The organism is Lysinibacillus sp. NPDC056185, from assembly GCF_047737915.1.
GTDB lineage: Bacteria > Bacillota > Bacilli > Bacillales_A > Planococcaceae > Lysinibacillus.
On the sequence record NZ_JBLLLQ010000011.1, the window covers coordinates 107,723 to 129,341 of the forward strand.

At 37.3% G+C, this 21,619-nt stretch carries 17 protein-coding genes; 11 read left to right on the forward strand and 6 right to left on the reverse strand.

Translation table 11 applies throughout. The features are described 5' to 3' along the window. The first annotated feature begins 19 nt into the window (after window positions 1–19). From ACMZ42_RS13070 to ACMZ42_RS13090, 5 genes are all read left to right on the forward strand, one after another. Window positions 20–1,666 carry a sigma-54 interaction domain-containing protein gene (locus ACMZ42_RS13070; RefSeq protein ID WP_415731723.1) on the forward strand — a complete coding sequence of 549 codons (1,647 nt, stop codon included), beginning with the start codon at window positions 20–22 and terminating at the stop codon, window positions 1,664–1,666. 488 nt (window positions 1,667–2,154) lie between these two features. After that, complete coding sequence (locus ACMZ42_RS13075; protein ID WP_415731724.1) at window positions 2,155–3,483, forward strand: aspartate aminotransferase family protein; 1,329 nt, start codon at window positions 2,155–2,157, stop codon at window positions 3,481–3,483. 38 nt (window positions 3,484–3,521) lie between these two features. Then, on the forward strand, window positions 3,522–4,919 hold the full coding sequence (locus ACMZ42_RS13080) for an aldehyde dehydrogenase family protein (protein WP_415731725.1): 1,398 nt from the start codon (window positions 3,522–3,524) through the stop codon (window positions 4,917–4,919). 244 nt (window positions 4,920–5,163) lie between these two features. After that, window positions 5,164–7,188: a hydantoinase/oxoprolinase family protein gene (locus tag ACMZ42_RS13085; protein WP_415731726.1), complete on the forward strand. Its 2,025-nt coding sequence runs from the start codon at window positions 5,164–5,166 to the stop codon at window positions 7,186–7,188. Between the two features lie 23 nt (window positions 7,189–7,211). Beyond that, window positions 7,212–9,194 (forward strand): hydantoinase B/oxoprolinase family protein, encoded by a 1,983-nt coding sequence (locus ACMZ42_RS13090; RefSeq protein WP_415731727.1) that lies wholly within the window; start codon window positions 7,212–7,214, stop codon window positions 9,192–9,194. 276 nt (window positions 9,195–9,470) lie between these two features. Here ACMZ42_RS13090 and ACMZ42_RS13095 read toward each other — a convergent pair whose 3' ends face one another. The 5 genes from ACMZ42_RS13095 to ACMZ42_RS13115 all read right to left on the reverse strand — a co-directional run bounded on the left by ACMZ42_RS13095 (window position 9,471) and on the right by ACMZ42_RS13115 (window position 14,429). Beyond that, window positions 9,471–10,112: a response regulator transcription factor gene (locus tag ACMZ42_RS13095; RefSeq protein ID WP_415731728.1), complete on the reverse strand. Its 642-nt coding sequence runs from the start codon at window positions 10,110–10,112 to the stop codon at window positions 9,471–9,473. Window positions 10,113–10,454: 342 nt separating this feature from the next. Then, window positions 10,455–11,576 (reverse strand): N-methyl-L-tryptophan oxidase, encoded by a 1,122-nt coding sequence (gene solA, locus ACMZ42_RS13100; RefSeq protein ID WP_370076177.1) that lies wholly within the window; start codon window positions 11,574–11,576, stop codon window positions 10,455–10,457. A 177-nt stretch (window positions 11,577–11,753) separates the two neighbouring features. Then, entirely contained in the window at window positions 11,754–12,161 is a 408-nt protein-coding gene (locus ACMZ42_RS13105) for a hypothetical protein (RefSeq protein ID WP_415731729.1), read from the reverse strand. A 238-nt stretch (window positions 12,162–12,399) separates the two neighbouring features. After that, window positions 12,400–13,071: a lysostaphin resistance A-like protein gene (locus ACMZ42_RS13110; RefSeq protein ID WP_415731730.1), complete on the reverse strand. Its 672-nt coding sequence runs from the start codon at window positions 13,069–13,071 to the stop codon at window positions 12,400–12,402. 467 nt (window positions 13,072–13,538) lie between these two features. Continuing rightward, the gene (locus tag ACMZ42_RS13115; RefSeq protein ID WP_370076173.1) at window positions 13,539–14,429 is read right to left on the reverse strand and encodes a LysR family transcriptional regulator; all 891 of its coding nucleotides are present in this window, start codon (window positions 14,427–14,429) and stop codon (window positions 13,539–13,541) included. Between the two features lie 119 nt (window positions 14,430–14,548). Here ACMZ42_RS13115 and ACMZ42_RS13120 point away from each other — a divergent pair, with 119 nt between their 5' ends. The 6 genes from ACMZ42_RS13120 to ACMZ42_RS13145 all read left to right on the forward strand — a co-directional run bounded on the left by ACMZ42_RS13120 (window position 14,549) and on the right by ACMZ42_RS13145 (window position 20,994). Further along, a complete protein-coding gene (locus tag ACMZ42_RS13120; protein WP_370076267.1) occupies window positions 14,549–15,751 on the forward strand; it encodes a YbfB/YjiJ family MFS transporter in 1,203 nt (400 codons plus the stop codon). 273 nt (window positions 15,752–16,024) lie between these two features. Then, window positions 16,025–16,615, forward strand: a complete 591-nt coding sequence (locus tag ACMZ42_RS13125; protein ID WP_370076171.1) for a TetR/AcrR family transcriptional regulator — start codon at window positions 16,025–16,027, stop codon at window positions 16,613–16,615. A 123-nt stretch (window positions 16,616–16,738) separates the two neighbouring features. After that, a complete protein-coding gene (gene pdhA, locus ACMZ42_RS13130) occupies window positions 16,739–17,836 on the forward strand; it encodes a pyruvate dehydrogenase (acetyl-transferring) E1 component subunit alpha (RefSeq protein WP_370076169.1) in 1,098 nt (365 codons plus the stop codon). After that, on the forward strand, window positions 17,836–18,813 hold the full coding sequence (locus ACMZ42_RS13135) for an alpha-ketoacid dehydrogenase subunit beta (RefSeq protein WP_370076167.1): 978 nt from the start codon (window positions 17,836–17,838) through the stop codon (window positions 18,811–18,813). Before pdhA ends, ACMZ42_RS13135 begins: the two co-directional genes overlap by 1 nt. A gap of 12 nt (window positions 18,814–18,825) precedes the next feature. Beyond that, window positions 18,826–20,031, forward strand: a complete 1,206-nt coding sequence (locus ACMZ42_RS13140) for a dihydrolipoamide acetyltransferase family protein (RefSeq protein ID WP_415731731.1) — start codon at window positions 18,826–18,828, stop codon at window positions 20,029–20,031. 447 nt (window positions 20,032–20,478) lie between these two features. Continuing rightward, window positions 20,479–20,994 (forward strand): DUF6886 family protein, encoded by a 516-nt coding sequence (locus ACMZ42_RS13145; RefSeq protein WP_415731732.1) that lies wholly within the window; start codon window positions 20,479–20,481, stop codon window positions 20,992–20,994. A 59-nt stretch (window positions 20,995–21,053) separates the two neighbouring features. On the opposite strand, the gene ACMZ42_RS13150 is transcribed toward ACMZ42_RS13145, so the two are convergent. Further along, window positions 21,054–21,533: an NUDIX hydrolase gene (locus tag ACMZ42_RS13150; RefSeq protein WP_370076161.1), complete on the reverse strand. Its 480-nt coding sequence runs from the start codon at window positions 21,531–21,533 to the stop codon at window positions 21,054–21,056. Between the last annotated feature and the right edge of the window lie 86 nt (window positions 21,534–21,619).

Below are 21,619 nucleotides of genomic sequence, written 5' to 3' on the forward strand. Positions count from 1 at the left end.
TCAAAAGGGAGTGATCTAGATGTCGATAACTCAACTACATAAAGAGGAACATTTTTTTATTGTAAAAAATGATGAGGTAATGATTAAAAGTGATATCCAAATAGAGCTTCTTGAAAAAATAATGAAGAAATATAGTAAAGGAATAGAAACCTTTGATGTAGAAGGCTATTTTATTCACGTAATAGAGACTTCGCAAGGTAGCTTGTTTCATGTCAAACCATTCATGCAGTATAGCTATATAGACTTTATGAACCCGTTGTCAATTAAAGTGTTAAACTCCATATCCGATGGCGTTACAGTATGTGATAGCGATGGCAAAATTTTATTTCAAAATGATATTGATATCGAAATTGTTGGCATTGATTTAATGGGGAGATATGCAAAAGATGTCATCGCCGAAGGATTAATGAGTGATTCCATTTCGATGAAAGTAATTGAATCAAAAGAAAAAGTAACTATTTTGCAGACGTTCATTAATGGCAAATGCTTTTTAGTTTCAGGTAAACCGATATTTGATGAATACGGCGAATTACAATATGTAGTTGCTATTACTCGTGATATGACACAATTAAAACTGTTAGAGAAAGAAGTAAAAAAATTAGAAGTTCAAAACGAGAATTTTAAAAATAAGCTACATGCCTTACATAATAAAGAAAACACAAAAAGTAGTTTAATTGCTGTATCTTCAGCAATGATGCAGGTTGTAGAGCGTGTTATGAGAGTTGCAGAGGTAGATTCTACTGTATTAATTGGTGGTGAATCGGGCGTAGGTAAAGAAGAGATAACAAAGCTTATTCACGCAAATAGCCGCCGTCATGATCAGCAAATTTTAACGATTAACTGTAGTGCAATCCCTGAGAATTTGTTAGAATCTGAACTTTTCGGCTATGAAGCAGGAGCCTTTACGGGAGCGTCAAGAGGTGGTAAGGCAGGGTTATTTGAGATTGCGTCAGGTGGTACAGTGTTTTTAGATGAGATTGGAGAGATGTCCGTATTACTACAGGCGAAATTATTACGTGTACTCCAAGAATCAGAGGTTCAGCGTCTAGGTAGTGGAAAGCCTATTCCTATTGATGTACGTATAATCGCTGCGACAAACCGAAATTTAGCAGAGATGGTGTGGCAAGGTAATTTTCGAGAGGATTTATATTATCGTTTAAATATTATCCCGATTGAAATTCCTCCGTTAAGACATCGTCGCCAAGATATCATCCCACTAGTCAACCATTTTTTGGCTATTGTTGAAGAAAAATATGGGATCCATCGGACAATTGAGTCATCTGCAATGAAAATTTTAGAATCTTATGATTGGCCAGGCAATGTACGTCAACTTAAAAATATGGTGGAGCGTATTTGCTTACTAGCAACGCAGCCAGAAATAACAGCATTAATTGTGCAACAAGAGTTAGATAGTAACCCAACTATTACACGTGATCTAGAAAATCCAATAGAACTACAAAGCATCCAGGAACAGGTTGTAACTCCGAGGTTTAGTGGTACTTTAAAGGAGCAAGTAGCTGCGTTTGAAAAGCAGATTATTAAAGAAGCTCTATCTAAATATCCAAGTATTAGGCAAGCTGCTAAATCACTTGGCTGTGATCAGTCAACATTAGTACGTAAAATACAAAAATTCCAATTAACGAAACAAATTTCATATGAGGATTAATGATGTATTTTTGCATCGAAATTTCATTCATGCACAATAAGTTGCAACATTGCAATACTCGCTAATAAATACAAAGAAAATGATGGAATGCCATTAATATTTTAATTTAATTGATGTAGAAGAAAAGGGACATTTTCAAACAAGAAAGCGTCCCTTTTCCTTTTTAAGTAGTTTTTGTGAAGCAGCAATAACGATTCACCACTAAAATTTTAGGATATTATTTGTTAAAACGTACGCCATGTATATAAGTTGATTGGAGTGGAGGCTGGGCGACTCCTTGGGGATTAGCGTCACAGATGAGACCCTGCAGCGCAGCGAAGCGGCTCATCGGACGCCCCCAGGAAAGCGCCCAGCCGGAACGGAAATCAATCACACATTATGAAAATGTAGCAATATTTTTTTCGTTAAAAGAATTTTTTTCTTCAGTTGGCATGAGAATTGCTACTAAAAAAATGAATGAAATTTTAAACGAAAAGAGGTTGGTATTTATGACAGTTCAACTAAAAGAAGAGTTAAAGACGTTAGATCAAAAACATTTTCTACACCCAACAACGTCGATTGAGCAACAACAAACACAAGGGCCAGCAGCCATTTTTACAGAGGGCAATGGCATTTATTTAAAAGATATAGAAGGAAATATCTACATTGATGGGATGTCTTCTTTATGGAATGTAAATATTGGGCATGGTCGTAAAGAAATTGCCGAAGTGGCGAAGGAGCAAATTTCTACATTAGCATTTAGTTCCTGCTTCGCATCGTTTAGCAATGAACCGGCTATTCGTTTAGCGACGAAAATTGCTTCTTTAACTCCTGGAGACTTAAACACTGTATTTTTCACTTCTGGAGGTTCAGAATCGAACGATACAGCAATTAAATTAGCACGTCATTACTGGTTACTAAAAGGACAGCCAGAGCGCCAAAAAATTATTTCACGTACCCATTCATACCACGGTGTAGCAATGGGTGCTACAAATGCGACAGGTTTACAGGCATTTCGTGACTTTACGAATTCGCACGCACCTGATTTCCACTATGTATACAGCGAATCCGTACGTAATTTACGTGAAACGATTGAAGCGTTAGGCCCTGAGACTGTGGCAGCATTTATTTCTGAGCCTGTACAAGGTGCAGGAGGGGTTAATATTCCACAAAAAGATTACTTTAAAGAAGTGCGAAAAATTTGTGATGAGTACGGTATTTTATTCATTGCAGATGAAGTCATTACCGGGTTTGGTCGTACAGGTAAATTTTTCGGTATGGAACATTACGGGGTAGTGCCAGATATGATGTCATTCGCTAAAGGAGTATCGAGTGGTTATGTTCAACTTGGTGGTGTGGCGATATCCGAAAAGCTGCATCAAGATCTTTGCGAACTTTCTAAAGGGACATTAATGCACGGATATACTTACAGCGGTCATGCACTCGCTTGTCAAGTTGGGTTGAAAAATATAGAAATCCTTGAGCGTGAAAATCTCGTTGAAAATGCTGCAAAGATGGGCGATGCCATGTTAGAAGGATTCCGAGCACTGCAAGAAAAATATAGTTTTATCGGACGCGTGCGTACTCTTGGATTACTTGGAGCCATTGAATTAGTAAAGAGCCGTGAGACGGGTGAATTGTTTGAGTCTCCTCTTAGTCCAATTTTTGTACAAGAAACGATGAAACGAGGATTGATTCTACGAACAGTTACGTATGATCAAGATACAGTTGTTTTTTCTCCACCTCTCATTCTATCAAAAGTAGAGCTAGATGAAATGTTACGTATTTTAGACGAGACATTTGATCATATACGTAAAACAATTGTTGAAAAAGAGTAATGTCAACGTAAAAATTCATAATTTGAAGGAGGAGTTTTATGACAACTATCGTTAGAGAAATACGAGAACAATTTAATCCAGCGAAACCATCTCAATGTATTGGCAAAGTTGAGCTTTTGACTATAGATGAAACGAAAGACGTAATCGTTGCGGCTCAGGAAGCGTTTGAAGGTTGGAAAAATACGTCTTCTGTTGCACGTGGAGAAATTTTACGCGTGACAGCAGACTTACTTGAGAAAAATATTGATAAAGTAGCTGAAATAGCTTCGAATGAAATGGGTAAAACGAAAAATGAAATGCTTGGTGAAGTTAAACGTGGCGCTTCCATTTTACGTTATTTTGCACAAGAAGGAATGCGGGCAACAGGTGAAGTATTACCTTCTGCCAATGAAGCGAAATTATTGTACACAATGCGGGTACCACTTGGTGTCGTTGCAGCCATAACTCCTTGGAATTTCCCTGTAGCTATTCCTCTATGGAAAATTGCACCTGCATTAGTGTACGGCAATACGGTTGTTTGGAAGCCTTCTATTGAAAGCGCTTTAACTGGTGAATTGATTGGAGAACTATTTCAACAAGCAGGTTTACCAAAAAACGTATTAAATGTCGTACAAGGTCGCGGTTCAAAGGTGGGGCAGGTATTATTGGAGGCATCAGAAGTAAAGGCGATTACATTTACAGGCTCAAATAGTGTAGGGCAAAGTATTTTAGATACTGCTGGATCGACTAATAAAAAAATTCAGCTTGAACTTGGAGGGAAAAATGCAGCGATCATTTTAGCTGATGCCAATATCAATCAAGCTGCAAAACTAACGATTGATGGTGCAATGAAGCAGACTGGACAGCGTTGTACAGCAACTAGTCGAGTTTACATTGAGGAATTGGTTTATGAAAAGGTAGTAGAGCAGTTAATTGAGGAAGCCAAAAAAATTGAAGTTGGTGTCACGATGGGACCTGTGTCATCTAAAGGACAATATGATTCCATATTATCCGCCATTGAGAAAGCAAAAGTTGAGGGAGCAGAGCTAGTATTTGGCGGTGGTCCTACAAAAGGTATATTAGAAGGATACTATATTGACCCAACAATTTTTACGAATGTAACTCATGAGATGTCGATTGCCCATGAAGAGATTTTTGGACCAGTTTTAGCGGTCATCAAAGTAAAAGATTATGAAGAAGCGATTCGATTATCGAATGATTCTAATTTTGGATTGAGTGCTTCTATTTATACAAATAACATTCCGAAAGCATTTGATTTTATTAACCGTAGTGAAGTTGGACTTGTACAGGTTAATGATGAAACAGGTGGAGCAGAGCCTCAAGCACCGTTTGGAGGAATGAAAAACTCAAGTACCGGTGCCCGTGAACAGGGGCAGGCAGCGAAAGAGTTCTTTACAACGTTTAAAACAATTACGATTAGCACAAAAAGTGAGTAAAAAGTTTATCATGCAAGAAATTTAAAATAGAAGACAAAAAAATAAATGTCACATATGCCTCGGTGTAATGACCCAGATTTTTCTTGAATTGTACGCGATAACATAAAAAAATCTGGGGCATCCGCTCGAGGCATTAACTTTATACTCAAAAATACGTTTTGATGAAAGCAAAGTAACACGATGTGAACAACCGCAAAGGCGTTTTTGCCTTTTTAAAATTTATTAAACGAAAGAAGGTAGAGCTATGGCACAAAGTCGTTTAGCAATTGATGTCGGTGGAACGTTTACGGATGTATTTGTTTTTAATGAAGAGACGGGAGAAGTAATTGTTACAAAAACGTCGTCTACACCTTCAAATCCAGAGCAAGGAATTTTAAATGGAGTAGCAAAAGCAGAATTAAATGGCAAGGATATTAAAATTTTTTCTCATGGTACAACAGTTGGAACGAATGCGTTAATTGAGCGCAAGCTGCCAAAAACTGCTCTTATTACGACAAAGGGCTTTAGAGATGTCATCGAAATCCGACGAGGAACGAAAGAAGATATTTGGGATACGTATAAAGATACTGCGAGGCCCTATATTCAACGACGTGATCGATTTGAAGTGACAGAACGAATAGATTATGAAGGAAATATTCTTCAAGCTATTGATGAAGAGGAAATTCGTTTATTAGCAAAAAAATTAAAACGTCGAGGAACAGAATCCATTGCCGTGAGTTTCATTAATGCCTATGTGAACGGGGAAAATGAGGCGAAAGTCAAAGGGATTTTAAAAGAGGAATTACCGGATGTCTATGTTTGTATTTCCAGCGAGGTGCTTCCGGAAATTTTTGAGCATGAGCGTATGAGTACAACTATTATCAATGCAGTTCTTGGACCAATTATGAGTAATTACATTAGTAAGTTAAGCACTGAAATGCAGAAAAAAGGCTATGACGATGAAATATTAGTTTTACATTCTGGTGGAGGTGTTATGACTTCAAGTACAGTACCCCGCTATGCTGCTAGATTGGCAAGTTCCGGGATAGCTGCTGGAGCAATTGCAAGTAAGCATATCGCAAAGTTATGCGGATTTGACAATGCAATCGGCTTAGATATGGGTGGTACAAGTACTGATATTTCACTGATGTATAAGGGAGATATTCGAATCACAAAGGATTGGTCGATAGAATATGGCTATCCAATTGGTTTCCCTAGCATTGAAATATTAACAATAGGAGCCGGTGGAGGTAGCCTCGCCTGGAAAGATGAAGGCGGTTCTTTACGAAATGGACCACAAAGTGCAGGGGCAGTACCAGGTCCAGCTTGCTATGGCCGAGGAGGCACTGAGCCCACTAACTCAGATGCAAATTTAGTGTTAGGACGTCTAGGTGTGGATTTGTTAGATGGAACGATGCAGTTAAACAAAGAGGCAGCTAGTGAGGCTGTGAACAAAATCGCCAATGCATTCGATCAAACGGTTGAGGAAGCGGCAAGTGCCATTATAGAAGTTGCAAATGCCAATATGAGTGATGCAGTTCGATTAATATCAGTACGGAGAGGCTATGATCCCCGTGATTTCGCGCTTGTAGCTTTTGGTGGTGCGGGACCATTACACGGAGCCTATTTGGCAAAAGATTTAAATATCCCAAAAGTCATTATTCCTACGCATCCAGGTGTTGCAGCAGCAATGGGGTGCCTACTTGTAGATGTGCGCCATGATATTTCTAAAACGTATGTAAAAAAACTAGATGAAGTAAGTGTAGAGGAACTGACAAATCAATTTAGTGAATTGCGGGAAGAAGCAAGAGAATTATTAGAAGAGGAAGGAATAGCAGAGAACACATCGTCATTAACGAATTATATAGATCTTCGTTATAAGGGACAATGGAGATCTCTTGCTGTTCTCGTATCCGATCAATTCACTTCCTTAGATGCTATTTTGGAAGCGTTCCATCAAGAACATGAACGAGAATTTGCATTTTCTGATAAGGATCAAGCTATAGAAATATTTGGCTTACGTGTAACAGCTATAGGCACAGTACCAAAACCTAATTTCCCTCAATATGTTTCTGAAGGTTCACTTGAAGATGCTTTTAAAGAAACACGTCCTGTTTATTTTGAGGGTAAATATATTGAAACAAACGTATATAATCGCGATAAAATACCCGTTTATACACAATTTGCTGGTCCTGCCATTATCGATCAGCTAGATACGACGACTGTTATTCCACCAGGGTTTACTGCGGAAGTAGATGCCTATAAAAATATTATTATTACGGTGAACTAATACGCGATAAGGAGGAATTGGCTATGAGTACAACGAAATTGGAGACACATCATAAGGTCCAAAATCTAGACCCAGTAACATTTGAAGTGTTAAAAAACGGTTTTGTGAATTTAGTCGATCAAATGGCTGAACAAATGCTACGTACATGTTATTCGTTTGTCATTTATAATCGAGACTTTAGCTGTGCATTATGCGATGCACAGGGGAATACCGTTATGCAAGGTACGCAAGATATTTCCGTACATGTAGGGACATTACATTTAACTGCAAAAGCTGTTTTAGAGGATTTTGTTGATGACATTCATCCAGGTGATGTATTTTTAGTAAATGATCCTTATCGTGGAGGAACACATTTCAGTGATGTACGTGTAATTTTACCAGTGTTCCATGATGATAAACTGATTGCACTTATGCAAACAAATGGTCACTGGGCAGATGTCGGTGGCTCTAATCCGGGTTCCTTTGATATTACAGCTAAGGAACATTACGGGGAAGGGCTTCGTATCCCACCTGTCCGCATTTATAGTAAAGGTCAATATTTAACAGATGTTGTGAAGATTATTGTCATGAATATGCGCATTCCAGAAGAACGTATAGGAGATTTAAGGTCTCAAGTGGAAGCGGCAAAAGTTGGAGAGAAACAGCTCCAAGAAATGATTGAAAAGTACGGCATTCATACAGTGCTAGTAGCCTTTGAAGAAGTTCAAAACTATGTAGAGAGATTAATGCGAGCGAAAATTAAAGCTTTACCAAAAGGACAATGGGAAACAGTGGACTATATCGATATGGATCCGCAAGTAGGAGATGGCCTCATCCCAATTCGTGTGAAAATGACCATTACGGAGGATGAAATAGCTTATGATTTAAGCGATTCACATCCTTATATTAGCTGTTTTTTAAATGCAGGCTTTGGCTCAGCACTTTCTGGCACTTATGCAGGAACCAAAACATTTTTCCCGGATATTCCGCTGAACTCAGGATTTTATCGTGTTGTGAAAATATTTCTTCCTGAAAACTCTGTCGTCAATGCACCTAGCCCAGTAGCTGTCTCTGGCTATTGTTCAGGCGCGTTTGAAAAAATTATGAATGCCTGCTTCGAATTATGGTCGAATATTATGCCTGAACGCGCGATCGCATGTTCATTTAATTTAGAGTATTTATTAATAGGTGGATATGATCAGCGGAGAGATAGTAGTGAATATTTTATGTGGTATGACTGGATGGCTGGTGGTCATGGTGGACGTATTGACCGTGATGGCGCGAATACAACCTCACCAGTGTTCGGGGTAGGGTTGAGTGTTCAACCATGTGAGGGGCAAGAGCGTTTGTCCCCAGTTGTTACAACGAAGCATGAAATAATGATAGATTCAGCTGGTCCAGGTAAATACCGTGGCGGCTGTGGTGTAGAAAAGGGAGGCGTTTTAACGAATGTAAACCAAACAGTGATGTCCTATTGCTGCGATCGTTCTCGCTCCATTACATGGGGGATTATGGGCGGTCTACCTTCTATCGCGCAGGGAGCAATTTTAAATCCAAATAAAGAGGATGAAAAATTTTTAGGCACGATTTTCTCCAATGTCGAGTTGAAGAATGGAGATTCCTTTACACGTCCCTCAGCAGGAGGCGGTGGCTTAGGTGACCCATTAGCACGAGATGTAAACGCTGTTTTAGAGGACGTGATAGATGAATATGTTTCGCTTGAGCGAGCAAAAATTGATTATGGCGTAGTCATCCACGAAATTGACCGTGATATAGATGCCTTCGAAATTGATATGGCTGCAACATTAAAAGAACGCGATTATATTCGGAAAAATCGCCATAGATGGCTGGAAACAGATCCAATAGAAGTTGAGCAGATGTATAACAAAGGTGAAATTAATCAAATGGATGTTGTTCGAAAATATGGTGTCATTATGGATTATCAAACAAATACAGCATTGCCAATCTCCACAGAGCAATACCGAGAAGCGATGAAGAAACGCTCTTTAGCATATTGGGATAATTAAAACGTTCTAGCGCAATTTGATTGAGTAAAATAAATAAGAGAGTAGTTCACACTACTCTCTCTGCGAAATAAGGGTATACAAATTTTTAATATCCAGTAATGCATATACTATGAAAAATATTATTACATAACTTAAAAATTCTAAAGTTAAGGAGTTGTTGTTTATTATTCCAGTATTACTTGAAACTTTTTGAATTATCAATGTAAGAAACATAGCTAATCCAATCACTATAAGCTTACGGAGCAATAATATCACTTGACATTCGATTATTCATTTTTATAACAAGCCTATTTTTCTGATTTTTTCAACAGCTTCTATTCTTGAATATACTTGTAGTTTTTTGAAAATCTTTGTTAAACGATATTCGACTGTACGCAAACTGACAAATAAATTTTCTGCTATTTGTTTATTTGTCTTACCAGCAGCCACTAATTTAAGCACTGCTAGTTCATTTTTTTTGAGGTCATATTGAATGAACTGATTCATTATTTCCATTTTGTTCTTTTGGCTTTCTACTAGTTTTAATTGTCGTAATAATTTCACTGGTATCATGGCATTCCCATCTAGAGCGGAGCGTATTGCCATAATAAGATTTTCCTTAGAGGCTGTTTTGCTAACAAAGCTAGAAACATCTGATTCTATTAAAATATTGAAAAAAGGTTCAATTTCGTAGCCTGTGTAGATAATTTTAATTGCTTCAGCATTTAATTGTTCCACTTTTTTTACTAATCCTTGATCATTTAAAAAGGGCATGTTTACATCAAATAAAAATATATCAAATGTTTGTTGGGAGAGGGCATTCAAAGTTTCCTCACCAGTTCTTACAACTGTGACATGGAAATCTACCTCTTGTTCTAATAATAATTTTATACCTTCTCCAACAGCTTCATGATTGTCCACTACTAAAATATTTATCAACTTATTACCCTCCCTTAATTAAAATGGACTATTTTTTATAAAATGTTATTTATAATGCATTATACCCAATTTCGGTCTCGAAAGGGATACAATCCATACATAGATTTAAAGGGGGAAGTGTTTTATATACTGAAAACGGATTATTTCAAGGTACTTAAAAGAGAAGGGTGTATAAATTGTAGATAATTGAGAGGGTTATTAAGTAATGCAGAAAGAGTAAAACGACTTAGATTTAACAACAGCAGATTTTTTGCTTCTATATATAGCTCCGTTTTATTTAGTTCTTAAGAAAAAGGAATTTGTCTTCACTAACTATTGAGACAAATTCCTTTGGATATTTTTTTATTTCGTAAAACGATTTAGTTTAAATAGAGACAAGTCCTGTTTACTCTTTCCTTGTAGGGTAAGATCAGCTAAAACTTCACCAACCGCGCTACTAAATTTAAAACCATGTCCTGAGAAGCCCGCTGCAATGACAATATTTCGATGCTCAGGTAAAAAATCAATAATGAAATCTTCATCTGGAGTCATCGAATATTTGCATGTTTTTCCGAATTTCAATGCACCGTGCTGAGGCATAAAACGATCGATAAAGTTTTGTAAGTCTATTGTATCCTGTTCGTCGAATGGGCGTAGCGGATCATTTGGATTGATAGCCTCACCGCCATCATGTCTGCCAAGTTTTAGGCCAGCTCCATCAATACTGGGAAAACCATAGTATGCGGAATCAGCAAATTCAAAACAATAGGCCGGGAAAATATCTTCACAATAAAGCTGTTCCTCTGCCTCAAACCATGCAAATGTTTTTCGCGTCGGTGTAACAGGAATGGCGATGTCCATTGTTTGTAGTAACTCAGTTGCCCAAGCACCAGCTGTCACAATTAAATGTTTAGCCTCGTATATATTATTTGCTGTTTGAACACGTACAATGTCTCCAGCTTTGATGTTCTGCACTTTTTCATTTGTATGTAAGGTTGCTCCTGCCTCAAGGGCTAATTTTTTATAAGCGTTAATGCAGGCTTCAACACGAAGAACACCAGCAGTAGGCTCAAAGCAAGCAACAAAGTTTTCAGGTAAGGCTAATCCAGGCCATTTCGCCATTGCCTCGGTCGCAGAATACTGCTCTAATGTTAAATCATAGAGCTCTGCACTTGTTTTTACATTTTGAATAAAAGAATGGGTTTCTTCACCGACATTTATTACACCTGTTTGTAAAAATAAGGCTTCATCCGTTAACGTTTCAAGCTCTTTCCATAACTCACCCGCTCTTTTGACAAAAGGTACATAGCTAGCTCCTTCACCATACGCAAAGCGAATAATTCTAGTTTCTCCATGATGACTACCTTCTTCGTGAGGTGGGTTAAAGGCATCAAGCATCAAGACATTTTTGCCTGCTTTCGCTAAATTATAGCCTGCAGCCATCCCCATCGATCCTGCACCAATTACAATTACGTCGTATATCATTTTAATCCCTACTTTTTTGCTCTAGTATAACAAAATAAAAGAGGGTGGGACAGAAATTTCTGAAAATATTTTAAATAAAGGCTGTTTTCGTAAAGATTGTTGCTATTCAACTAACTGCTTCTATTTTAGTTGAAGAAGATAGTATTTGGGTTTATTTTTGTTCATCAAACTATAAAATTAATCTTTTTCAACTGTATATCTAACTTGTTTAAAGGTTACTATATCTCCATCTTCAGTATCATCTATAGTTTGCCAAAGTTGAACTTTGGGCTTGTAGTCCGTCCTATGAGCATCTTTGATATCCATAATATTAAGTTTGTAGGATTCATCATTTTTTATTTTTTGTTCAAATATTGTTTTATTGGCAACATTAATAAAGGTTACTTTATTTTCATCAATTCCCTCAGTCATAAATTCTAATTGATTATCTTTTGTTGTAATCTTTGGTGTTAATAATTCAATACTTCCGTTTCCAGTTTCTCGTTTAATAGCAATTTCAATATTGGGATCTTCTATTATATCTGAACATCCGGATAATGTGATACCAGCGAATAGAATAGAACTTAATCCAATTATCTTTTTCAAAAACACCCCTCCTTTTAAGGATGATTGTAACACGGATGGTAAAATAGGGAAAATTATAAGTGGTGTGAGAGGCTTCTTCAATGTAGTGTAGTGCTTTAGTTGAAGAAGGTAGCCAATCGAGAAGCAACAACCTTTGAGAAAACAGCCTTAACTAAAGAACCCTTAATTAAAAAAGCGTCTCAACTTACTTTTAGAAGGGCCCAGTTACGTGAATAAAATTTATTACTTGTTTTATTCATTAAATAATGGTTACGAAAAAGTTGTGAAATGCGTGCAATATAATAACCGACCATATTGAACCGGTCTTTTTGTACACAAACCCAAAGAGTAAGCCGAGAAAAAGAACATATAAATGCGTCCCAAAATGAAAGATTTTTTCATCGTAAATCCAAATTGGATAGTGAACCACTAAAAATAATAAAGCTGTAATAATATTTGCTTTCCAAAAAGTCATTTTTTTATTAATCTCTTGTAAAATCAATCCCCTAAAAACAATTTCTTCGGCAAGCCCTGCCATAAGGAAACCATTAAGGTAAACGTCAAAGGATAATGAAAATTGAAATGATTGCTGATTAATTATATAAGTTTCCGAAGTAAAATATAAGCCAACTAACAGTGAAAGAATTACTCCCCAAAATAAACCTTTCTTAACATTAACGTTCATTTTTAAGTAGTCAAATGGATTAGTATGTAAATAATATTTTATGTATAACGAAGTTGGAACAATCCAAACGAAACCTTTAACCAATGCCTCTAATAATGGCGAGATTATTTCACCGAACGAATAAATGTATTCGATTAACCATAATTCTTTGATTGACCATACAAAGTAAAAAATGAGTAGAAACCCTATCATTGTTTTTACATCATTATTTTTCACTTTATTTTCAAAACTTAATTTCAATGCCATTTATACCTCCAAAATACAATGCTTTATTACGATTATACCTAATTATTGAAATTTAGTATAGATTTAGAAACCCTATTTTGATTTGAAAAAAGATATTAATCCCGAATTTTCTTCTTATGTTTTTGATAGCAGGGAGTTGGAGCAGGGAGATACGTGGTGGTAATAATTTACGGTACCGGACTAAAGGGCGAACCTTTGAAAGCAGCAATCTTTGAGAAAACAGCCTAAATAAAAAATGCACAATCTCAATAGGAGGTTGTGCATTGACAAATGCTATTTAGTACTAGGCAATACTTTGTTTAACAAATGGCTACTATAGTAGTTGCTATGAGCCGAAGATGTATTAAACGGTGTGGATGACATTATTGAAATGTATGTGATGCAGTTGATTGGAGTGGAGGCTCGGCGACTCCTTGGGATTAGCAACACAGTAATTTTGTGCAGTTCAAACTTTTGAAAATAGGCTATTATGAAATTGAGTCATTGATGATGTTACTAAAAGTATTAAAGGTCGAAGAGGTATTTTGTTCATTTTTTCGTGTGCAAAGATAAATAGGGCGCTGAATTTCGATGTCTTTTATAAAAACCCGCGCTACTTGCTGTCGCTGAATAAAGCTAGAAGCTGCTATGGATGGAGCTAGCATCGTACCATATCCAGCAGCAATGGCATAAATAGATTCATTGATGCCGTCCAATTGTAGCCCTACTCTTGGAGGTGGGATTTTATGAACCTTGCATAAAGCGTTTAAATATTCTTTCGTAGAGCTACCATCTTCTCGTGAAACAAATGGCTGCTGCATTAATTCCGCTAATGTCACTTTCTGATCTGCCAGCGGATGACCATATGGGACGATAAACCAATAATCGAGATTCATGAGAAATTGATAATTAATATCAGGATGATGTCCATCCTCTTTTACGATAAAAGCCATATCAGCTTTATAATGAAGTAATTCTTCAATAACCTGATGGGAATTAGCTGTTTTTATGTGGATATTAGTTGTCGGATAGGCTTGTTTATACTTTGCGAGCCATTTCGGTAATAAGAAATGGGATGGAACATGGGTAGAAGCAATTTGTAATTCTTCATTACCTGTGTTTTTTAATTGCTCTAGTTTATTTTCAATGTCCAATTCTAAATCAAATAATCGCTGGGCCTGTTTAAATAAAAATTCTCCGTTTTGTGTTAAGGTAATTCCTCGACCTTTTGATTCTAAAAGCGTTAAGCCTAGTTCTTTTTCCAAATTTCTCATTTGAATGGTAACGGCAGGTTGACTAATCATTAGAGCTTGCGCTGCCTTAGAAACACTATTGAGCTCAGCAACTTTTGTGAATAATCTAAGAGCATGTAAATTCATTATGTATGCCACCTCTTATAAGAATTTTTTATCCTTTTATATAAATTATATATTAGATTTATTAATTTTCACTCTGTATCCTTTTAATTACAAAAAGTTTTTAGGGGGTGGGGGACATGATGAATCGACAGCACATCGGAATTTTATTTGGAGGAGTACTATTACTTGTAGTGGCAATGGGAATTAGCCGCTTTGCATTCACGCCAATATTGCCATTTATGCGTCATGATGTTGGGTTTTCGTTTGAAGTTGCAGGATTTTTGGCATCGAGTAATTATATTGGCTATTTCATTGGCGCTTTGTGGGCAGGATTTATCAATCGCCAAAAGAAAAACTTTTTATTGTTAAGTGTTGTTTTGAATGTCCTTTCTGTTGTTCTTATGGGAATCATTGAAATATATAGTATTTGGCTTGTGCTTCGTCTGATTGCAGGCATTACAGGGGGACTTATTTTTGTATTAACATGTAGTGTTGTTATGGATTATTTAGCAAAGCATTCACTTACAAAATGGTCAGGCTATTTATTTGGTGGTATCGGATTAGGAATTGCTATTTCAGGTTTATTAGTCCCTGCTATTGAAGTACGTTTTGCTTGGCAAGGTACATGGATAGGCTTAGGGATTTTATCTGCTGTTTTTTTAGTGATAACATTTATACTTTGGCGAGATTTGCATGTACAGGATAGTGTGAAATCCGGAAAATCCTCTGATACCAAAATGACAAAGGGCTTTATGCCATGGTTGATCGTCGCATATGGCTTTGAAGGGTTAGGCTATATTATCACTGGTACTTTTTTAGTGGATATCATTCATAATATTCCTTCACTACAAGCATACTCTTCGTATAGCTGGGTCATTGTTGGGGTGGCGGCGATCCCGTCGGCACCTGTTTGGACTGTTTTATTAGAAAAATTCTCTGCCATCAAAATATTGTTTGTCGCATATATATTGCAAGTATTAGGCATCTTGTTACCAGTCTTTTCACAAACAGTTTGGAGCGTATTATTATCGTCATTTTTATTCGGCCTAACATTTGTAGGCATTGTGACGTTAACGACGTCTTATGCACGTCAGCTATTCCCAACACAAAGCGGTCCAGTAGTATCATTGTTAACAACATTTTATGCCTTTGGACAAATTATAGGGCCAATTATCGCGGGTCAGCTTGTGGCAGTTTATAGTAGCTATAAAGCAGCTCTTGTATTTGCAGGAGTCATCGTCTTTTTTGCCTTGATTGTCATGTTATGTGGGAGATGGATCACTGTTAAACGACAGTCCACTTTAGACAATGTATTGCCTATCAAAACTCAATCCAGTTCTTAAATTAGAAAAGCCAGAAATCCGATTAGGGATTTCTGGCTTGTGTTTTTACTTAAAGATGGCGACCTCTATCTACATGATATAAAAAAATAGAATGTGCACAAAAGAAGTAATTACTATTCTATGAAGGAATGAGGAAATAGAATCAGCGGATTTTACTTTTTTATTGAAAGGTTAGTAAAATAGATGGTTTTGGAATAAATATTAGCTAAAAGTTGACTTTAAAAGGAATTTTTCATTATGTTTAGTTAAACGAAAATTTGGGGGGGATATTAGGTGGATAAGCGTGAGCGAACAAAAGCACAAATATTAGTAGCGGCAAAAAATGTTTTTTTAGCAAATGGATATAAGGAAACGACGATCAAGTTAATTGCCAAGGAAGCAGAGCTAGGTTACGGGACGATTTATTCTCATTTTAACCTAGGGAAAGAGGAAGTTTTGGCAACTCTAGTTGAGGATATCATGAGCCCATTCTATAAAATTGCAGAACTAAATTATACGCCGAAAAATAAGCAAGAGGCTTTTAATTTTACGTTTAAAAATACATATAATTACTTATCCTTGGCAGTTGAAAACAAGGAAATATTCAGATTGATTCATGAAGCAAAAGGTGTGTCCCCGTTAATTGAGGAGAAATGGGAATCAATCACGGATCAATTTATTAAAAGGGTGTCTGCCAACGTAGAAATTGTTCGACAGTTGGGGCTGATTCGCAATGAAAATTATCATGCGGAGGTTATTGCGGGTTCGTTGTATTACATTGGAGAGCGGTATTTATGGAAAATTATTTTGGGCAAAACGGACATTCCAATTGAGGAAATTGCACGTGATGTGACAACGATGTATACATTTGGTTTGTTTAAATAATTCTGTTTAAGGTGTAAAAAAAGCTAAATAAAAACAAAATTAGCTAATGACGTGACGGTGATTCCTTGCCTATAATTAAAATAACGATATTAATTATAAAAACGATATATGGGAGGAATTGAAATGTGGTTAAATCAGTCATGTTTAGAGGGCGGAGTTGAAATGTGGTTAAATCAATCATGTTTAAAAATTGACACCGCGTCAGTTTTGAACGAAGATTGTTCGCTTTCGGAAACTTTCTTTAAAAGAACTGCCACAGATGAGCAATGTATCGAAATGTATAAACATATGGTACAAGGAAGAATCTTTGATGGGATTGCATTGAAATTTCAACGCCAAGGTAAAATAAAAACATATCCGCCAATTAGAGGGCAAGAAGCGGCACAGGTTGGAAGCGCTTACGCATTGAATTCGAATGATTGGATTTATCCTAGTTACCGTGATATTGCGGCTTCATTTGTTCACGGGATGCCTATCGATAAGTTCTTTTGTTACACAATGGGTAAGATGGCTGGGCAGCATTTAACTGATTTATCTATTTTTCCTATTCAAATCGTTATTGGAGCGCAATTTTTACATGCGGTAGGTGGAGCATGGGCTAGTAAATATAAAGGGGAAGATAGTGTTTCGGTTGCTTATATGGGTGATGGAGGTACCTCTGAGGGCGATTTCCATGAAGCATTAAATTTTGCGGGTGTATATAAATTACCAGTGGTTTTCTTTATTCAAAACAATCAATGGGCAATTAGTAATCCAATTCATAAACAAACCGCTAGCCAATCAATCGCACAAAAGGCGTTGGCTTATGGGATTACAGGAATTAGAGTAGACGGCAATGACGTATTAGCAGTTTATGAGGCAACGAAGCTTGCTATAGAAAAAGCTAAAAATGGAGAGCCTGTGCTGATTGAAGCTGTTACATTCCGCCAAGGACCGCATACAACTGCAGACGATCCTACGAAATATAGAGACCAAGCTGAAGTTGAGCAATGGCTGACAAATGATCCTATAGAAAGAATGAAAAAATTTATTATTACTACTGGGCTATGGGATGAGAGGCAAGAGGAGGAGCTGTTAAATGACTGCGAAGAAATCGTTTTAAAAGCTTATGAAAAGGCACTTACAATCGATAAGACCACGATTCCAAAAGTACTAAGAGCAACGTATGAAACAATGCCTCAAAACTTAGTAAGACAATTGCAAGAAAGAGGAGAGGTGTAATGATGGAGATGACAATAGTACAGGCAATCAATACATGCTTAACCCAAGCAATGGAAAATGATGAAACAATCCTCTGTCTCGGTGAGGATATCGGAAAAAATGGAGGAGTTTTCCGTGTGACGGATGGACTCATGGAACGTTTTGGAGAAAGGCGTGTAGTTGATACACCGATTGCTGAGTCTGCAATTATCGGAGCTGCAGTAGGTTTAGCCACTAGAGGACTTAAACCAATAGCAGAGATACAGTTTTTAGGGTTTATTTATGAGGCGATGGATCAAATGGTAGGACAGGCCGCACGCCTTCGTTCTCGAACGGAAGGCACAGTTACCGTGCCACTGGTTGTTAGAGCACCGTACGGAGGAGGGATTCATGCACCTGAATTACATTCAGATAGTTTAGAAGCATTGTTTCTACACTCACCAGGTTTAAAGGTAGTCATGCCAAGTACGCCTTCCGATGCTAAAGGGTTACTCGCAGCGGCAATTAAAGATCCAGACCCAGTGTTGTTCTTAGAGCCGTTGAAGCTATACCGAACGATAAAAGAGGAAGTACAAGAAGAATATTATGAAGTGCCTATTGGTAAGGCGTCCATTGTTCAAGAGGGGGAGCATGTGACCATCGTTACATATGGTCCAAGTGTCGTAACGGTTAAACAGGCAGTAGCGCAATTACAAGGGCAGGGTGTGTCTGTGGAAATCATTGATTTACGAACAATCGCACCTATTGACTATGAAACCATCATTCAGTCGGTAGATAAAACTGGCAGACTAGTCGTTGTTCATGAAGCGGCAAAAACAGGCGGTGTAGGGGCGGAAATCACAGCAGTTATTGCCGAAAACTGTATGTATGCTATGCACGCACCGATTTTACGTGTCACAGGTTATGATACACCGTTCCCAGTATCGAGCATTGAGGCAGAATGGATGCCAACCGTAGCGCGCATTGTAAGTGCAGTACAAAATGTCATGAAAGATTAGGGAGGGATAGTAATGTATGATTTTTTACTCCCTGATATAGGGGAAGGCTTACATGAAGCTGAGATTGTTGGCTGGTTTGTAAAGCAAGGGCAAAAAGTAGCGATTAATGAGCCGTTAGTAGAGGTTCAAACAGATAAAGCCGTTGTAGAAATTACAGCTCCAATTACAGGGGTGATTGAGGAGCTTGGAGGCGAGGAGGGAAATACCATTAAGGTAGGTAGCCTGCTTTGTCAATTTAGTAAAATCTCAGATTCGTCACCAACTCAGAAAACACAGCCGCTTGAAGAGAAAAAAGAGGAGAGTATCCTGAAAGAAAAGACTGAATTTTTGGTATTAGGAAGGGTGAAGGCGGCCCCTTCAGTTAGAAAAGCAGCGCGCACTATGGGCATTAATATTGAAGAAATACAAGGAAGTGGACCAAACGGACGGGTGTTGCGATGTGATTTAGATGAACATGCTAAACAATCATCGTCCGCGATAGCATTAGTGCAAAACAAGCCAAAACATAGTGAAGATGAAGCTAATGAAAATAAAATCATCCCTATTCGTGGCTTACGCAAAGCAATCTTTGAAAATATGCAAAAAGCCGTTTCCAAAGCAGTATTATGCACCGGAATGGAAAAAATTAATGTGACGAATTTAGTGGCTTTTAGGAAAAGTGTTCAACAGCTGCCGGAAATGAAGGACAAAAAACTAACTTACTTACCTTTTTTAATTAAGGCAGTTGCGACAGCTTTACAGGAACATGAGCAGTTTAATGCCAAGGTAGATGAAGATCAAAAAGCACTTGTGATTTTCCCTTATATTCATATTGGTGTTGCAGTTGCTACTTCAGACGGTCTACTTGTGCCAGTGATAAAGCATGCAAATAAAAAAAGTATTTTTGAAATTACAGAAGAACTAGAAAGCTTATTGGGAAGGGTCCTTGCTAAAAAAGCAACGGTTGAAGATTTAACAGGTAGTACTTTTACAATTTCTAGTACAGGAAAGGACGGGGCGATATTTGCGACGCCGATTACTAACTATCCTGAAGTAGCAATCTTAGGCTTTCATAAAATTGTGAAAGAGCCAATCGTAGTAGAAGATACGATACAAATTGGCCATTCCATGACACTGTCTTGCACATTTGATCATCGTGTTATTGATGGCGAGCCAGTAGGTGCATTTATGCGTAGTGTGGCAGGCTATTTAGAGGAACCTGTACGTTTTTTACTATAGTTCAAAAATGATAGATGCTAGCCAAAGCGATTTCTGTTGTTCTGTGGGTGTTATATGCAAGCGTTCTATGACACATAGGGAATAAGAGGGGATAACGATGGAAAAGAAAATGAGCTTGTTGGAGCGATGGTCGGTGCAGCAATTTTTGTTCTACTAAGTCCGTTAGCAAGCCAAACAGGGTCCTGATAGCTCACTGTTAAACGACAGACCACATTAGACAATGCATTGCCTATCAAAACCCAATCCAGTTCTTAAATTAGAAAAGCCAGAAATCCGGTTAGGGATTTCTGGCTTTATTTCTTTTTTCCGTTAATGAAAAATATAAATATGCACAAGAAAGGTAACGTTACAATGCTATACTGAAATGAGTAAGTAGTATGGCAAGAACAGTAACGACAAACGCTGGAATCAATATACAGAATTTCAGAAAATAAGGAGGGGAAACATTTGCGCATTTATCATGTTAGTGAGGAAAGTGATATAACAGTATTTCACCCACGATTACCTGATCGACTAGATTTAGATCCAGAAAAAGGTCTAGTATGGGCAATCAACGATACATACTTGCCTAATTTTTTAACACCTAGAAATTGTCCGCGAGTTTGCTACCATATTGGTGCCGATACAACCGAACAGGATAAACGGACCTATATAGCATCAGCATCATGTGGACATGTTGTCGTAATTGAAAGCAAGTGGTTTGAGACGATGAAAAATACGAAACTTTATTTATATGAGTTTGACATTCGCGAATTTACACTTCAGGATCAAAATGCTGGTTATTATACAAGTGAAACAACACAATATCCTATTGCTAAATTTGAAGTAGCAAATTTATTTGAAGAGATGTTTAAACGTAATGTTGAATTACGGGTAGTCGATAGGCTGTGGAACATCTATGAAGAAATTCAAAAAACAACATTGAATTGGTCGATGTGCAGAATGCGATTTGCCCAACCCTAAGAAAATAATTAGCTAAGCCTCGTAAACGCTCTGTCGCGTTTACGAGGCTTGTTATATATTTAGACAGTAAGTACTAATGGGGTACTCGTTATATCAATCAATTCACTATCTTTATATGTAAATATGTATTCATAGTTAACTGTTTCTTCTAGCATTTGCGGTAAGTAATATTTTAAATCTGCTATTCCTACATTTTTAGGATGGAAAATCCATGATAGATCTTTCCAATCTAAAATGCCTTCTGCAACTTTAATCGGTGTCACATAATGATAGGATTCCGGTAATTCAGCAATAAAAGCGTACATACAGCCAAAGTCTGTCATTCCATCGGTCCATGTTATTTTTCCTCTGTATGTAATATCCTTCAGTACAATGCCCGTTTCTTCCTTAATTTCTCGTAATGCACCAGCCAGTGGAGTCTCATCTTTCTCAATCTTTCCACCTACACCATTCCAAGCCCCCATCCATTCAGGAAAATCCCTATTTAGCAATAATATTTGGTCACCTTTCTTAAGAAAACAAATTGTAAATTCAACCAAGTCTTTTTCCTCCTTTTTAAATGATGAAATGAATTCATAAAAAAATATAGATAATAAAATAGTAGCACAACCCAGTGAAATGGTTG

Bases quoted from the DNA above. Each gene is read 5' to 3' on its own strand.
- ACMZ42_RS13070 (WP_415731723.1), top strand. From the start codon at position 20: ATGTCGATAACTCAACTACATAAAGAGGAACATTTTTTTATTGTAAAA.
- ACMZ42_RS13075 (WP_415731724.1), top strand. From the start codon at position 2,155: ATGACAGTTCAACTAAAAGAAGAGTTAAAGACGTTAGATCAAAAACAT.
- ACMZ42_RS13080 (WP_415731725.1), top strand. From the start codon at position 3,522: ATGACAACTATCGTTAGAGAAATACGAGAACAATTTAATCCAGCGAAA.
- ACMZ42_RS13085 (WP_415731726.1), top strand. From the start codon at position 5,164: ATGGCACAAAGTCGTTTAGCAATTGATGTCGGTGGAACGTTTACGGAT.
- ACMZ42_RS13090 (WP_415731727.1), top strand. From the start codon at position 7,212: ATGAGTACAACGAAATTGGAGACACATCATAAGGTCCAAAATCTAGAC.
- solA (WP_370076177.1), bottom strand. From the start codon at position 11,576: ATGATATACGACGTAATTGTAATTGGTGCAGGATCGATGGGGATGGCT.
- ACMZ42_RS13110 (WP_415731730.1), bottom strand. From the start codon at position 13,071: ATGGCATTGAAATTAAGTTTTGAAAATAAAGTGAAAAATAATGATGTA.
- ACMZ42_RS13115 (WP_370076173.1), bottom strand. From the start codon at position 14,429: ATGAATTTACATGCTCTTAGATTATTCACAAAAGTTGCTGAGCTCAAT.
- ACMZ42_RS13120 (WP_370076267.1), top strand. From the start codon at position 14,549: ATGAATCGACAGCACATCGGAATTTTATTTGGAGGAGTACTATTACTT.
- pdhA (WP_370076169.1), top strand. From the start codon at position 16,739: ATGTGGTTAAATCAGTCATGTTTAGAGGGCGGAGTTGAAATGTGGTTA.
- ACMZ42_RS13135 (WP_370076167.1), top strand. From the start codon at position 17,836: ATGATGGAGATGACAATAGTACAGGCAATCAATACATGCTTAACCCAA.
- ACMZ42_RS13140 (WP_415731731.1), top strand. From the start codon at position 18,826: ATGTATGATTTTTTACTCCCTGATATAGGGGAAGGCTTACATGAAGCT.